Origin of the sequence: Marinobacter sp. KMM 10035, from assembly GCF_046537445.1 — a bacterium.
Lineage (GTDB): Bacteria > Pseudomonadota > Gammaproteobacteria > Pseudomonadales > Oleiphilaceae > Marinobacter > Marinobacter sediminicola.
On record NZ_JBBVMG010000001.1, the window covers coordinates 1,039,186 to 1,055,218 of the forward strand.

A 16,033-nucleotide genomic window follows, 5' to 3' on the forward strand; every position below is an offset into this window, starting at 1 on the left:
ATGATGTAAGGCCTCGCTACTTGTATGTATTTCCAGACTCGAGGCCAGTATGCCCCATCGCGCCCATCTTTTTTCTCTCCGGCTTGCCCATGCTTTCCGGGAGGCCTGCATTGACCAGCCTTACAACAGTCGCAGGTTCCTGCGTGATCTCATGGCTGGCGTTACCGTGGGGATTATTGCCATACCCCTGGCCATGGCCTTGGCGATCGCCAGTGGCGTTGCGCCTCAGTACGGTCTTTATACGGCGTTCATTGCCGGTTTTATCATTGCCCTGACGGGTGGTAGCCGCTTCAGTGTCTCGGGCCCGACGGCGGCGTTTGTGGTTATTCTTTACCCCATTGCCCAAACCTATGGTCTTGGGGGACTTTTGCTCGCCACGCTGATGTCGGGTGTGCTGTTGGTGATCATGGCACTCATGCGGCTGGGTCGCTTCATAGAATACATTCCTGAATCCGTCACTCTTGGATTTACCAGCGGCATTGCCGTGGTGATTGCAACTCTGCAGGTGAGTGATTTTTTGGGCTTGCCTGTTGAGAGTATGCCGGAACATTATTGGGACAAGCTGGCGGTGCTGGCGCAGAGCTTTCCTGCTCTGGATAGCATGAGCGCTTTGGTGGCCTTGGTTACGCTTGCGATCATGCTGATCTGGCCACGGCTCAGAACCCCGGTTCCGCCGCACCTGCCAGCTGTGATTGTGGGTAGTCTCCTTGCCATATGGTTAAACGCCAATGGTGCCTCAGTGGATACGATTGGGTCGCGCTTCAGCTATTTATTGCCTGGTGGCGGCACGGGCGCGGGCATCCCGCCGTTTTTGCCGGAATTCGCCTGGCCCTGGCAGCAGGCAGATGCCAGTGGTAACGCCCTCGGCTTTTCCTGGGGCATGGTGAGGGAGCTCTTACCGGCTGCTTTCGCCATAGCCATGCTTGGCGCGATCGAATCCCTGCTCTGTGCTGTGGTGCTCGATGGCATGACCGGTAAGCGCCACAGCGCCAACAGCGAACTGATGGGGCAGGGGTTGGGTAATATTATTGTGCCGTTTTTCGGGGGTATAACTGCAACAGCTGCCATTGCACGCTCTGCCGCCAATTACCGTGCTGGTGCTGAATCACCGGTCGCCGCCATGATCCATGCCATTGTGGTACTACTGGCCCTGGTGTCGCTGGCGGGTATTTTGGCTTACCTACCTATGCCCGCCATGGCAGCTTTGTTGATTATGGTGGCCTGGAATATGAGCGAAGCACCCAAGGCGGTGCGCCTGCTGAAAACCGCGCCGCGCAGCGATGTGTGGGTATTCCTCACCTGTTTTACCCTCACTGTGGCACTGGACATGGTTATTGCCATTACCACCGGCGTTCTGCTGGCGGCGGTGCTATTCATGCGTGAAATGGCAGAAATGACCAAGGTTACAGACATCACTACCGGTAAGCGGGTCTGTGATGAAAACCTGCCGGCAGGCTGGCGGGTGTTTAAAATCAATGGTCCGCTGTTTTTCGCAGCGGCGGACCGTATTTTTGGAGAGCTTGCTGAGCTGTCCCGCAATGTTGAGGGCATTATTCTGTACATGGATGGCGTTACGGTTCTGGATGCGGGTGGCCTGTCGGCCCTCAACAAACTGGTTGGCACCTGCAGGAGTGACGGCACCCGTATTGTGATTGCTGATTTGCAGTCCCAGCCCCAGCGCGCGCTCGCACGCAGCGGCCTTGGGCCGGTGGAGGGCGTTTTGCAGTTTACGCCCACTCTGCGGGAAGCCCTTGAGCTGCCTTTGCTACCCATGGCTAAGCAGAACCCAACGCTCACCGGAGCCCAAACATGAAAAAAACCGCCATATTGCCGTTTCGCGTAGTTGATCGAGTAAAATTTATTGTTGAGCGGCAGTTGGTGAAGGGTGCAGGCTTCCAGCTGTTGGTGGTGGGTATTTTTATCGGTTTGATCTCGTTGATTGGTGGGCTTCTGGTGGTCCCTCAAGGCGGTGACTTCGATGATCCGGGATCGGCCGTCTGGTGGGCGTTCCTGCGCCTGACGGACCCGGGATATCTGGGTGATGATGTGGGCACCTGGCAGCGTTTTGTTTCAACACTTCTAACCATCAGCGGATACGTGGTGTTCATGGGCACCTTGGTGGCTATTTTGACCCGCTGGCTGATTGCCAAAATGGCAGAGCTTGAGCGCGGTCTTACGCCAGTTACCCTGAAGGCGCACGTGGTTGTGCTGGGCTGGACCAGCCAAACCTTGCCTTTGCTCTCAGAGCTGCTGGGCTCATCCGGGCGTATGCGCCGGTTTCTCGAGAAGCATGACACCCAAAAATTGAATCTGGTGGTGCTATCGGAAGAAGCCTCTGCGGAACAGGTCCATGAACTGCGCAATGAACCCGGCATCGGGCGCCGTGCCCGGCAGGTTATCCTGCGCTCCGGTTCTGCCATTCAACCGGATGCCTTGCACCGGGTCGCCTGCCTTGATGCAGCGGCAGTGATAGTGCCCAGCGCGGTTTACGAAGCGGGAAGCTTGATCACCTCGGATGTGGAAACCGTTAAGGCCCTGCTGTCGATTGCCGCTCAGGCAAGGCAGTACCAGGCGCCCCTGCCTTTTGTAGTCGCAGAGATTCAGGATGTCCGCAAGCTTCCCGTGGTTGAGCGCGCCTATCCCGGCCCCATCGAAGTGGTCGCAGGTAATGCGACGATCAGCCGCCTGATGGTGCAAAACGTAATGCATCCGGGGTTGTCTGAAATATACAACGAGTTGCTCACGGCGGGCGAAGGTAACGAAATCTACGTTCGGGGTGGCGAAACAGTGGCGGGCCTGTCCCTCGGAGAGCTGGCAGCTGAGCGCCCGAATGTGATCATTCTTGGATTGCTTCGAAGCAGTGAGCAGGGTTGGGATATCCGTTTGGCAGCGCCGTCTGATACCCGAATAGAGGCTGAGGATAGGGTTGTCATGATGGCCCGGGATTATTCTGAAACGGATGCGAATCCGAAAGCCCAGGCATTACCCCGGATAAATCGTGGGGAAGCGAAACGCTCTGTGCGCGGCGAAGGTTTGGAGGGGCATCGTGTTCTGTTGCTTGGCTGGAATCGCAGGGTGCCCAGTCTGATGGCTGAGTTTGCCAGTTATGGCCCCGGGCAACCCGTGCTGGATATTGTTTCCGCTGTGCCAGTGTCTGAGCGGGAGCAGGCGCTCAGCCGTTATGCCAAAGGCAAACTTCTGGATGCGTACAGTCATATCGAAGCGGACTACATGGTTGAGGATGAATTGCGCCTGATCAACCCCGCCAGCTACGACACGATTATACTGCTTAGTAGTGATCGGTTGGCTTCTGGAGAAGAGGCAGATGCACGGACCATGGTTGGCTATCTTCAGCTAGAAGACATACTGGCAGAGTCGCCCGGGCGCCCTCAGTTGATTATGGAACTGAGTGATCCGGACAACCGCCAACTGCTTTATGGCCATCAGAGTGAAGTGCTCATCAGCCCGATGATACTCAGCCATATACTGGCGCAGGTAGCACTGCGTCGGGAACTCAGAGCGGTACTGGACGAGCTGTTTACGGTAGGTGGCGGTGAGATCCGGTTCAGCAATCCAGACGATTACCCGCTGCCAGCGAGTGCCGACTTCCACGTGCTGGAAAAGGTGCTGGCTGCTGAGGGTGAAGTGGCCCTTGGCGTATTCCGCGCCACTGCAGATGCTCGTGGCAGGCATCTACTGCTGAATCCTCCACGCAGGCAGTATCTTGAGTTGCAGCCTGGGGATCGGCTGGTTGTGCTGTGCCAGTCCTGACCGCTTGTTTGGAAAAATGATCGCATCAGTCATTCATGGGGTGAATGCTGAAAATAGATCATATAAATTTCAATTATAAGATCTGAGGCATTAAAGTACTGCCAACACTGATATCCAGCCTGGTGATCTGCCCGGGCTAAAGTCATCAACCCCATTCATCAACACACCAAGGATCGAGACCATGCCATACGCAAAAGACGTCGATACTATCGCTTCAGTACTGAAGCAAAACCCGACCTGGCACGCGATTAACCCTAAGCACGCTGCTCGCATGCGTGCCCAGAACAAATTCAAGACTGGTCTGGACATCGCCAAGTACACTGCGAAGGTCATGCGTGAAGATATGGCTGCTTATGACGCCGACTCTTCCAAGTACACCCAGTCTCTGGGTTGCTGGCACGGTTTTATCGGCCAGCAGAAGCTGATCGCTATCAAGAAGCACTTCGGTACCACCAAGCGTCGTTACCTGTACCTGTCTGGTTGGATGGTTGCTGCTCTGCGTTCTGAGTTCGGGCCTCTGCCTGACCAGTCCATGCATGAGAAAACGGCTGTTTCCAGCCTGATCGAAGAGCTGTACACCTTCCTGCGTCAGGCTGATGCATGGGAACTGAACCACCTGTTCCGTGATCTGGAAGCTGCTGAAAATGCAGGCGACACTGCCAAGGCAGAAGAGCTGATCAAGCAGATCGACAATCACGAAACTCACGTTGTGCCGATCATTGCCGACATCGATGCCGGTTTCGGTAACGACGAAGCGACTTACCTGCTGGCCAAGCAGATGATCGAAGCGGGTGCTTGCGCAATCCAGATCGAAAACCAGGTATCTGACGAGAAGCAGTGTGGCCACCAGGACGGTAAAGTAACCGTTCCTCACGCCGACTTCCTGTCCAAGATCAACGCTGTACGTCTGGCGTTCCTTGAGCTGGGTGTTGACGACGGTGTTATCGTTGCACGTACTGACTCACTGGGTGCTGGCCTGACCAAGCAGATCGCTGTAACCAACGAGCCAGGCGACCTGGGTGACCAGTACAACAGCTTCATCGATGGCGACATTATCGAGAAGGCTGAAGACATCAACAACGGCGACGTTGTGATCAAGCAGAACGGCAAGCTGGTTAAGCCCAAGCGTCTGGCATCTGGCCTGTTCCAGTTCAAGGAAGGCTCTGGTGAAGACCGCGTTGTTATGGACTGTATCGCCAGCCTGCAGAACGGCGCCGACATGCTGTGGATCGAGACTGAGAAGCCTCACGTTGGTCAGATCGCTGCCATGGTAAACCGCATCAAGGAAGTTGTTCCCGATGCCAAGCTGGTTTACAACAACAGCCCGTCCTTCAACTGGACTCTGAACTTCCGTCAGCAGGTATTCGACGCAATGAAGGAAGAAGGCAAGGATGTATCTGCCTACGACCGCGCCAAGCTGATGAGCGTAGAGTACGACAACACTGAACTGGGCAAGCAGGCTGACGAGTGGACTGCTAACTTCCAGCGCGACGCAGCCCGTGAAGCTGGTGTATTCCACCACCTGATCACTCTGCCGACTTACCACACTGCGGCCCTGTCTACCGACAACCTGGCCAAAGGCTACTTCGGTGCTGAAGGCATGCTGGCTTACGTTAAAGGCGTACAGCGTGAAGAAATCCGTCAGGGCATCGCGACTGTTAAGCACCAGGATATGGCTGGTTCTAACATTGGTGATGACCACAAGGAATTCTTCGCAGGTGATGCTGCGCTGAAAGCCGGTGGTTCTGACAACACGATGAACCAGTTCGGTTAATCGAACGGTTTACGGCTTGAGATAGCCCGCTCCCGGACTTGTTCCGGGGGCATGAAAACCCCGCAACTGGAGACAGTTTGCGGGGTTTTTGTTTTTGGGCTTTGCTATATTCTGGTACCAGCCCAGTAATAGGAGAGCGCCCTTGAGTATCGAGCAAGGCATTGTGTTTGCGGTGCTCGGAATCACCCTTGCCATGTTTGTTTGGAACCGCATCCGTTTTGATGTGGTGGCTATGCTTGCCTTGCTGGCGGTTGCCATATCCGGGCTGGTCCCAACTGAAGAGTTGTTTGCGGGGTTTGGTCATCCGGCGGTGATCACTGTGGCTGCTGTTCTCGTGATCAGCCAGGGGCTCGTGAATGGCGGTGTGGTGGATAATATCGCTCGGCTTCTGGGAAAGATCGGCCATCGGCCTACACTTCAGGTGTTCACGTTGACCAGTGTAGTCGCGCTATGCTCCGGCTTTATTAACAACGTGGGCGCGTTGGCGTTACTGATGCCGGTGGCTATCTGGATGTCCCGGGAGGCAGGGCGCTCGCCCTCACTGCTGCTAATGCCCCTGGCCTTCGGGTCCTTGCTGGGCGGCACCATGACCCTAATCGGCACGCCGCCCAACATCATCATTGCCTCCTACCGTGAAGGCGGTACCTTCGGATTGTTTGACTTTGCTCCGGTTGGCGTGGCGATTACGTTGGCGGGGATCGCCTTTATTACTCTGGTAGGTTGGCGTCTCACACCTCGTCGGGAAGAAAACTCTGCGAATGCCAAACTGTTCAGCGTTGGCGAATATCTGACTGAGCTTCGTCTGCCGAAAGACTCAAACCACGCGGGTTCGACGTTGCACAGTCTGCTGGAAACCGCAGGAGACGAAGTGGATATTGTTGTTCTCGCCCTGATTCGTGATGAGAACTTACACGCGGTTCCGTCCACCTATAAAATTCTGCGTGAGGGGGATGTGCTGTTGGTTGAAGCCGACACCTCCAGCTTGCAGGTGTTTCTGGACAAAACGAAGCTTGAGCTGGCGAATCAGGCTGTCGAAGATGAAGAAATAAACGACGATAAAAACAGCGAAGAACAAAGCGTTAGCGATGTGAGCGATAGCGCTGGCAAGAGCAACGGGAAGGACGACAAAAATGCGGCAGCACGGATAGAGAAAGGCGAGCTGTATCTGGTGGAAGCCGTTATTGCTCCGGAGTCGTCGTTGGTAGGGCAGACCGCCAACCGGCTGAGATTGCGGGAGCGCAATCAGCTCAACATCGTTGCCGTAGCACGATTGGGCCAACGGCTTAAGCGTCGCATTGGCGATATAAGGTTCAATGCGGGTGATATATTGCTGGTGCAGGGCTTTGAGGATTCTCTGAGCGGCACGTTGGCAGAACTCGGGTGCCTGCCACTGGCGGAGCGAGGGTTAAAACTGGGTTCTCCTCGCAACACGGTGATGGCTTCTGGCATCTTTCTCGTCAGTATTGCGGTTATTGTCTCAGGCCTTCTCTCTGCTCCCGTTGCACTGGTGGCAGCCGCCGTGGCAATGGTGCTGGTGAAGCTGATGTCTGCTTCTGAAGCTTACAAGGCGATTGACTGGTCGGTGATCGTTTTGCTGGCGGCCATGATACCTGTCGGCCAGGCGATGGAATCGACGGGTGGCGCAGCGCTGATAGCGTCACAAATGCTGGTATTAGGTGAACATCTCTCGATTGCTTCTGTCCTGGTAATGATACTGGTGGGCACTTCGCTGTTATCCAACGTAGTAAACAACGCGGCGGCTGCGATTGTGGTTGCACCGATTGCTTTGAGCCTTGCCAGTGAATTGCAGATGCCCTCTGATGCGGTGTTGATGGCGGTTGCTGTCGGTGCCTCCTGTGCCTTTATGACGCCGATAGGGCACCAGTCCAACGCGCTGGTTATGGAGCCGGGGGGCTACGAATTTGGTGATTACTGGCGCCTGGGCTTGCCCCTGACGATCATCGTAACCATCGTTGCCGTGCCAATGATTATGCTGGTCTGGACCTGACCCTACGAAAACGAATCAAGATGGAGGCAAAGCCGATGCACAAAGCTGAATTGCTGACAGAGCTTGAGAACACGCGAAAGCGAACGCGGGACCTCATTACATCGTTAGGTGAACACCAGCTTGACGTGCCTTACCATCCTGGTGTGAATCCACCGCTTTGGGAAATGGGCCACGCTGCTTTTTTCTATGAAGTGTTTGTGTTCAGTCTTTTGGACGGCGATGCCAGCTTTGATCCTTCCATGGACGATCTGTGGGATTCGTTCCATATTGATCATCAGGATCGCTGGCGCCGGGACATGTTTCCCGGCCTCGAAAAAACGTTAAATTACTTCGATCACGTCTACGAAAAAATGGCGCATCGTATTAAAAGCTCTCAACTGAGCGATCAGGAACTCTACCTCTTCCGCTACGCCATCTATCACCAGAATATGCACATAGAGTCGTTGGTTTGGTGCCGTCAGACAGTTGGGTACGGGCCACCACCCGGAACAAAGTTCGAGCGTCCTGCGCCAGGTAACAAACCAGACGACTCATTAGGGGGTGATGCCAGGATTCCTGCGGGTGACTGGTTGATCGGCATGCCGGGCGATTCCGAACAGTATGCCGCTGAGGATTTTGCTTTCGATGCTGAAAAACCCCGCCATGCGGTGACACTGAGCGAGTTTTCGATGTCCAGATACCTGGTCAGTAACCGTGAGTTCGCGGAGTTTGTTGATGATGGCGGCTATGAAGCGCCGGATCTATGGTCCTTCGGGGGGCAGAAATGGCTGCGAACCGAAGCTGATATTGCGCTGGCTCAAGGTAGGTCGGAACCCATGCTGCAAACACCAAAGCACCCCGTGTATTGGCGACGGCATGAAGGCCAGTGGCAGGAGCGCGTGTTCGATCAGTGGCAATCACTGAGCCTCGACGCACCCGTTACCCATGTGAGCTACTGGGAAGCCGAAGCCTATTGCCGTTGGGCAGGACGGCGTTTGCCTACCGAGCAGGAGTGGGAGGTGGCTGCGCTTGGCAACCGCAAAAATGAGCCATTCCGTAAATTCCCATGGGGTAACGGACTGCCGGATACCATGCGCGCCGATATGAATGCCAGTGCCATGGCCCAGAACCCGGTGACCGATTACCAGGAGGGAGCCAGTCCGTTTGGTTGTCGGCAGATGATCGGTACCGTATGGGAATGGACCAGCAGCCAGTTTCTGCCCTATGATGGCTTCCGCACCGACATGTACCCGTTCATGTCTACGCTCCAGTTCGGAGATCACAAGGTCAGCCGTGGAGGCAGTTGCGCCACCTCATCCTGCTTGATTCGAGGAACCTATCGTCAGGCGTATCTGCCACAGAGGAACGATGTGTATACAGGCTTTCGGACCTGTGCACTGGCCTGACGTTGCGCTCAGCCTGCCTTCTCTGGCGGCAGCTGGGCCGGGCCCGGGCATTTGTCCAGAAGGTGACTGGCCAGGGCAACACCCGTTTCGCTCATGGTGAGATAGGCTTCGTCGGCACCGGCTTCGCAAATGCTCTTGGCTTCATCTGCGAACATAGTGTGTGCAACAATATAGCCTGTGAAACCATATTTCCGTAACTTTTGTGCCGCGATGAGTTTCGCCTCTATGTCGCTCATTGCCAGAATGACAGCATCCAGCGTTGGCATATGGAGCGCTTCCCAAAAGGTTTTGTCTTCGGCGTCGGCATAAACTACGTTTCGCCCCTCCTTCTGGTGCCGCATGACTTTCGCAAGGTCAGAATCCAGCCCCATCAGCCTTGCCTCTTTAACTTTTAGCCAGTCATAGGAGGCTGTGCCTGTGCGGCCCATGCCCATTACCAGAACCCGGGTGTCACCCAGAGAAATTGGTAACTCATCGGGGTGTCGTTGCTTGCTCTCGAAGGGGACAAGTCGATTGCTCAAGCGATCATACAGTGGGTGCGCAAGCCGGTTCAGTGGAGCAGAGATAAGGAAAGAGAGGGCAACTGTAATGGCCAGAGGCACCAGCCACTCCGGCAGCGCAATACTGGCTACGATCAGCCCGAATTCACTGTAGTTGGTGAGTGCCAGTGCGGTCAGAAAACCACTGCGGGCGCGCAGGCGGAACAGCAACATCAGGAAGAAGAACAAAATGCCCTTTATGGGCAGCACCAAAGCGGCCACCACGGCAAAAATAATCGCATTGGTATCCGGCAGGCCGCCTATGCCGATTTGCAGAAAGAAGCCGACCAGGAATATTTCCTTCACGCTCCACAGAGACTTCGCCAACTCCTGGCTGCGGGGGTGATTTGCAAGAATGGCGCCGAATACCAGGGCGCCCAGTTCCGAGCTAAGCCCGACCGACTGAAAGCCCAAGCCACCGATAACCAGAGCCAGCAGTAATCCCAGAAGCACCAACAATTCATCGTGCCCACTGGCGTCCAGCAATTTGTATAACAACGGCCGCAGCAGCGGTAAGCCAAAGACGATCAATGCCCACTCTGAAGGTGTCTGGCCTGCTGCCAGGCTCATCACCAGCAGTGCGATCAAATCCTGCATGATCAGAATGCCGATGGCTACCCGGCCGTGAAAGGCTCTGAGCTCGCGCTTGTTTTCCAACACCTTGGCGGCCAGTACAGTCGATGAGAAAGACAGGGCAACAGCCAGCATAAATGCTACGTACCAGCTTATGTCCATCAGCAAATAAAGGCCCGGGGTAAACACGAAACAGGTGATGGCAAAGTGCAGAAGACTGCCGCCGATGACTTCGGGGCTGATAACCGACTTGAGTTTAAGCTTGAGGCCCACAGTGAACAGCATGAGCAATACGCCCAGGTGAGCGATATGTGCCAGTACCGCTGTGGGTTCTGCAGAAATACCAATAGAAGGGCTGGCGGCGAGACCACTGAGCACAAAGCCTGCCGCCAGATACCCAACCAGTGGTGGCAGACCGATGGATTTGATCAGGAGGCCAAGGCCGAATGCAAAAGAAATCCAGATAGCTTCAGGCATGGGAGGTTCTTTAAGGGGAAAATTAGCTTCCGTGTAAGCTACCTTGTTTTCCCTGACCGTTGAAGACAATAACGGTGGAACCTCCTGCCCAATTGACTTAGTCGACTTTTGATAGGAAGGGTTCGGCAAATTCAAGGAATAGGCGAGCAGATTCTTCTGGTGCCTCAATCATCGGTGCGTGGCCGATGCCGTCCAGTATCTCCAGCTGTGAACCGGGGATGGTCTTTTGAAAGATGGCACCGTTACGGTAGTCCAGTATGCGGTCTTCTTTGCCCCAGACGATAAGAACAGGATCTTCGATCCGTTTGATGGCGTCGCGAAAGTCCGTTGTAAAGCCAACCTCTTTAATGGCTTCAAAGATCACGTTGTTCACTTCCTGATTGGCGATGGCTTTTTCTTCCATAACCCCCAGAATCGGCCAGGGAACAAAGGGCCGTTCTTCCAGGGCAAAATCCATCAGGCGTTCGAAATCTCCGGGCTTGCTGGGGATGAGAGGGTTGTCACCTGCCAGCACCATGTCGACCATGTCGTTTTCAAAATCCAGGATGCCGGCTGGGTCGAACAGCACCGCGGTTTTAATTTGTTCTGGATGGGTAGCCGTGTAAAGGGCGGTAATGCCGCCGCCCATGGAGTTGCCCATCATATGCATCTCGCTGATCCCCAAGGCTTCAATAATGCCGGCAAGGTGGGCGACCTGCTCTTCAAAACGGTATCCAAGATCCAGTGGTTTGCTGCTTTCGCCGTGGCCTGGAAGGTCTATGGCGTAGACATTGAAATCATCTGTGAGCTCTCGGGCAATGCGTGTCCAGTTGTCTTTGTTGGCCCCAAAACCGTGTACCAGAACAATGGTGTCGCCGTTGTTTGCTTCGGTATTTCGCAGGTACGCGATTTCGAGATTACCCACGGTGATATTGTCTGCTTCGAGGCCGGCAGAGGAGCGTTCATAACCAATGGCGGTTTCATATATGCCTTGGCGGGAGCAGGCACTTAGCAACAGAACAGTAAATAGTAAAAAAACGGCAGTAAACGGGGGCGTTCTCAACATTTGGGGCGAATCCTGATTGTTTGTGTTTCTTGCCCGCTGGGCGAGTGCGTTTACACTACCCTATAAAAAAGCCCGGGCATTGGCCGGGCTTTCATCTTCAGTGTGTCGTCACGATCCTTCACGCGCGATCGCACGGTAGGCAATGTCCTTGCGATAAAAAACACCGTCCCAGCGTATTCTTTCCGCGAGAGCATAAGCCCTCTGTTGAGCTTCAGTAACGCTATGGCCCAGCGCGGTTGCGCAGAGTACCCGGCCGCCATTGGTAACGACATCGTCACCATCCTGGCTCAAGCTGGTACCGGCATGGAATGCTTTCTCACCGTCGGTATCCGTTTCCGGCAGGCCGGAAATAACATCGCCTTTGTTGTAGCTGCCAGGGTAGCCCCCCGCTGCAAGCACAATGCCCACGGCTGCGCGCTCGTCCCAGTCAGAGCTGCACTCATCCAGTTTGCCATCAATCGCCGCCTGGCAGAGCGCAACAATGTCTGACTTCATGCGCAGCAGGATTGGCTGGGTTTCCGGATCGCCAAAACGGCAGTTGAATTCGATAACCTTCGGGGCACCGCTGGTGTCTATCATCAGGCCGGCGTACAGGAAGCCTTTGTAAGGAAGGCCTTCAGAGGCCATGCCGCGCACCGTTGGGTAGATAACCTCGTCCATAATGCGTTTGTGCACCTCAGCGGTGACCACGGGGGCCGGGGAGTAGGCTCCCATGCCGCCGGTGTTGGGGCCGGTGTCGCCGTCACCTACGCGCTTGTGGTCTTGTGAGGTGGCCATGGGCAGAACATTCTCGCCATCCACCATAACAATAAAACTGGCTTCCTCGCCTTCCAGGAATTCCTCAACTACCACACGGCTGCCAGCCTCACCAAAGGCATTGCCTGCGAGCATGTCGCGGATGGCGTTTTCAGCTTCTTCCAGAGTCATGGCCACAATAACGCCTTTGCCAGCGGCAAGGCCGTCAGCTTTTACGACAATGGGCGCACCCTGCTTGCGAACATAGGCCAAGGCTTCATCTACATCGGTGAAGTTTCCGTAGGCGGCGGAAGGGATGTTCTGGCGAGCCAGGAAATCCTTGGTGAAGGCTTTGGAGCCTTCCAGTTGTGCGGCGCTGGCGCTGGGGCCGAATACGCGCAGGCCACGCTCTTCAAACAAATCTACTATGCCGGCTACCAACGGTGCTTCCGGGCCAACTATGGTGAGGCCAACGTTGTTGTCGGAGGCAAATTTGGCCAAGCGCTCAATATCCAGAGCATCAATCTTGACGTTTTCAACGCCCGGCTCGCGAGCAGTGCCCGCATTGCCAGGCGCTACAAAAACAGTGCCCACACCCGGAGACTGAGCTGCTTTCCATGCCAGGGCGTGTTCACGACCGCCGCTGCCAATTACCAGAATATTCATATCTTATTGCCCCGTATGTTTAAAAAGAGCTGTCATAAAGAATTGTAATCAGTGCCGGAAATGGCGCATGCCGGTGAAGACCATGGCAATGCCGTGTTCGTTGGCGGCGTCGATGACTTCCTGGTCCCGCATGGAGCCGCCGGGCTGAATGACCGCAGTAATGCCTGCTTCAGCGGCGGCATCAATGCCATCCCGGAACGGGAAGAATGCATCAGAAGCCATAACCGAACCCTTTACTTCCAGGTTCTCATCGGCGGCTTTGATGCCGGCAATCCGGGCGCTGTATACGCGGCTCATCTGGCCTGCACCCACGCCGATCGTGCGGCCTGAGCGGGCATAAACAATGGCATTGGACTTCACGTACTTCGCTACTTCCCAGGCAAACAGCAGGTCGTTCAGTTCGTGTTCTGTTGGCTGGCGGGTGGTGACGACTTTTACATCGGCCATGGCCACCATACCCAGGTCACGATCCTGTACCAGAAGGCCGCCAGTTACGCGCTTGTAGTCCATGGATTGGGCGCGCTCACCATCCAGATCACCACAGGCCAGTAGCCGGACGTTCTTTTTGGTTGCAACCAGCTCTACCGCTTCCGGAGCGATGGTGGGGGCAATGATGACCTCAACAAACTGGCGATCAATAATTGCCTTGGCGGTTTCTGCATCCAGTTCCCGGTTAAAGGCAATAATGCCGCCGAATGCGGAGGTGGGGTCTGTTGCAAAGGCCAGATCATAGGCCTGGAGAATATCCGCACCGATCGCCACGCCGCAGGGATTGGCGTGTTTGACGATTACACAGGCCGGATCTGCGAACGGCTTGACGCATTCCAGGGCCGCGTCAGTATCCGCCACGTTGTTGTAGGAAAGCTCTTTACCCTGAAGCTGTTTTGCGGTGGCAACACTGGCTTCCTTCGGGTTGCGCTCGGCATAGAAGGCCGCGCGCTGGTGCGGGTTTTCGCCGTAGCGCATGTCCTGCACTTTCACGTACTGGGCATTAAACGTGCGGGGGAAATCGGCGTTGTCGTTATCAGCGGTGCGGCCACCGAGGTAATTGGCAATGGCGCCGTCGTAACCTGCGGTGTGTTCGAAGGCTTTAACCGCCAGATCAAAGCGTGTGGCATGGCTGAGTTGACCATCGTTGTTATCCAGCTCTTGCAGAACGCGGCTGTAATCCGATGCATTGACCACAATGGCGACATCGTTGTGGTTCTTGGCAGCGGCGCGAACCATGGTTGGGCCGCCGATGTCGATGTTCTCAATGGCGGTAGCAAGGTCGCAATCCGGATCGGCAACGGTGGATTCGAACGGGTAGAGGTTCACCACAACCATGTCAATCGGGTGTATGCCATGCTCACCCATGATGGCGTCGTCGGTGCCTCTGCGGCCTAAAATGCCACCGTGGATTTTCGGATGCAGGGTTTTTACCCGGCCGTCCATCATCTCCGGGAACCCGGTGTAGTCGGAGACTTCAGTAACGGGAACACTGTTGTCTTTCAGGAGGCGGAAAGTCCCTCCGGTGGAGAGCAGTTCGATGCCGCGGTCGGTGAGGGCACGGCCGAATTCGACGATGCCGGATTTATCACTAACGCTGATTAGTGCGCGACGGACGGGGGTATTAGCCTGGTTTGCCATGGGGTCACATTCTTCACTTGGGGTGAACGAACAAGGGCCTCGCGAAGGGTGTCCGGGAGGCCCTCTTTCAAGTCAGGGTGTCTCGATTATAGCAGTCCGTACTGCTTGAGCTTCTTGCGCAGGGTTCCGCGGTTCAGACCGAGCATGGTGGATGCCTTGGTCTGGTTGTTGCGGGTGTATTTCATTACCTGCTCCAGCAGCGGCGCTTCCACTTCCGAGAGTACCAGCTGGTAAACCTCTGTAACGGGGGCGCCATCTAGTTGGGCGAAGTAGTTCTTCAGAGCCACTTCAACGTTGTCGCGCAGGGTAACGGTGTTGCCGCTGCTATTCACCGTTTGCAATTGGTGAAGATCATCGTTGGCTGGGGTGTTCAAGGTGTTATTTACCAAAGTCTCAGCGGTCATGCTGCGAATTCCTCTCCGTTTCGTAAGCCTGAAAAATACTGTTGGATACTGTCTTTCTGCTCCAGCGCGGTGTCGAACGCGTTGAAGCGACTGCGGAACTGTTTGTCCGGGTCGTGGGACTGCAGGTACCAGCCCACGTGTTTTCTGGCAATACGCACGCCCATGAGTTCGCCGTAAAAGCTGTGCAGGGCAACCAGGTGTTCGCTTAAAATCTTTTCCACTTCATTTAGCGGGGGTGCTGGCAAGTGTTGTCCGGTTTCAAGGAAATGCAGTATTTCCCTGAAAATCCAGGGGCTACCTTGAGCCGCGCGCCCAATAAGCAGGCCATCGGCACCGGTATATGCCAAAACTTCACGAGCCTTTTCCGGTGACGTGATGTCACCATTGGCGAAAACCGGAATGCCAACACTGGCTTTAACTTCAGCGATGGTGTCGTATTCGGCGTCACCGTTGTACTTGTCGGCTCGGGTGCGGCCATGAACGGCCAGCGCCTGAATGCCGATATCTTCTGCCATGCGCGCTATTGCTGGTGCGTTACGGTAGCTTTGGTCCCACCCGGTACGCATTTTCAGGGTAACGGGTATGTCCACTGCACTGACCACCGCTTCCAGAATATCTCTAACCAGGCGCTCATCTTTCATCAACGCGGAGCCGGCGGCTTTGTTGCACACCTTTTTAGCCGGGCAGCCCATGTTGATGTCGATTATCTGGGCACCGGATTCGGCATTAAGCCGCGCCGCATTGGCCAGCATTTCCGGGTCGCCACCCGCGATCTGCACAGACCTAGGTTCGGGTTCCCCTGCATGATCCATGCGGGTTCTGGATTTGCGCGTATGCCATAGCTTGCTGTCTGCTATCACCATTTCCGATACCGCCAGACCCGCGCCCATCTTTCGGCAAAGCAGCCGGAATGGACGATCTGTTACACCGGCCATGGGCGCAACAATCAGCGGATTGGGCAGCGTGTACGGCCCGATTTTTGCCGTCGGCAACATGGTTTGAACCCGTATCACAGCAGAGAATGCAA

General features: G+C 55.4%; 11 protein-coding genes. 5 read left to right on the plus strand and 6 right to left on the minus strand.

The window, feature by feature from the left end; translation table 11 throughout:
* Window positions 1-49 precede the first annotated feature (49 nt).
* From dauA to senA, 5 genes are all read left to right on the plus strand, one after another.
* Window positions 50-1,813 (plus strand): C4-dicarboxylic acid transporter DauA, encoded by a 1,764-nt coding sequence (gene dauA, locus AADB16_RS04580; protein ID WP_410801693.1) that lies wholly within the window; start codon window positions 50-52, stop codon window positions 1,811-1,813.
* 11 nt (window positions 1,814-1,824) lie between these two features.
* Window positions 1,825-3,771 carry a CASTOR/POLLUX-related putative ion channel gene (locus tag AADB16_RS04585; protein WP_410803578.1) on the plus strand — a complete coding sequence of 649 codons (1,947 nt, stop codon included), beginning with the start codon at window positions 1,825-1,827 and terminating at the stop codon, window positions 3,769-3,771.
* Between the two features lie 181 nt (window positions 3,772-3,952).
* Window positions 3,953-5,545, plus strand: coding sequence for an isocitrate lyase (locus AADB16_RS04590; protein ID WP_410801694.1), 1,593 nt, complete (start codon window positions 3,953-3,955; stop codon window positions 5,543-5,545).
* A gap of 142 nt (window positions 5,546-5,687) precedes the next feature.
* On the plus strand, window positions 5,688-7,553 hold the full coding sequence (locus tag AADB16_RS04595) for an SLC13 family permease (protein WP_309043886.1): 1,866 nt from the start codon (window positions 5,688-5,690) through the stop codon (window positions 7,551-7,553).
* Between the two features lie 35 nt (window positions 7,554-7,588).
* Window positions 7,589-8,938, plus strand: coding sequence for a selenoneine synthase SenA (senA, locus tag AADB16_RS04600; RefSeq protein WP_309043885.1), 1,350 nt, complete (start codon window positions 7,589-7,591; stop codon window positions 8,936-8,938).
* 8 nt (window positions 8,939-8,946) lie between these two features.
* Here senA and AADB16_RS04605 read toward each other — a convergent pair whose 3' ends face one another.
* The 6 genes from AADB16_RS04605 to dusB all read right to left on the minus strand — a co-directional run bounded on the left by AADB16_RS04605 (window position 8,947) and on the right by dusB (window position 15,998).
* On the minus strand, window positions 8,947-10,527 hold the full coding sequence (locus tag AADB16_RS04605; RefSeq protein ID WP_309043884.1) for a cation:proton antiporter: 1,581 nt from the start codon (window positions 10,525-10,527) through the stop codon (window positions 8,947-8,949).
* Window positions 10,528-10,624: 97 nt separating this feature from the next.
* Window positions 10,625-11,572 carry an alpha/beta fold hydrolase gene (locus AADB16_RS04610; protein WP_309043883.1) on the minus strand — a complete coding sequence of 316 codons (948 nt, stop codon included), beginning with the start codon at window positions 11,570-11,572 and terminating at the stop codon, window positions 10,625-10,627.
* A gap of 108 nt (window positions 11,573-11,680) precedes the next feature.
* Complete coding sequence (purD, locus tag AADB16_RS04615; protein WP_309043882.1) at window positions 11,681-12,973, minus strand: phosphoribosylamine--glycine ligase; 1,293 nt, start codon at window positions 12,971-12,973, stop codon at window positions 11,681-11,683.
* Window positions 12,974-13,021: 48 nt separating this feature from the next.
* Window positions 13,022-14,602 (minus strand): bifunctional phosphoribosylaminoimidazolecarboxamide formyltransferase/IMP cyclohydrolase, encoded by a 1,581-nt coding sequence (purH, locus tag AADB16_RS04620; protein WP_309043881.1) that lies wholly within the window; start codon window positions 14,600-14,602, stop codon window positions 13,022-13,024.
* Between the two features lie 86 nt (window positions 14,603-14,688).
* On the minus strand, window positions 14,689-15,006 hold the full coding sequence (gene fis / locus AADB16_RS04625; protein WP_410801697.1) for a DNA-binding transcriptional regulator Fis: 318 nt from the start codon (window positions 15,004-15,006) through the stop codon (window positions 14,689-14,691).
* Window positions 15,003-15,998, minus strand: a complete 996-nt coding sequence (gene dusB, locus AADB16_RS04630; RefSeq protein ID WP_309043910.1) for a tRNA dihydrouridine synthase DusB — start codon at window positions 15,996-15,998, stop codon at window positions 15,003-15,005. Before dusB ends, fis begins: the two co-directional genes overlap by 4 nt.
* Between the last annotated feature and the right edge of the window lie 35 nt (window positions 15,999-16,033).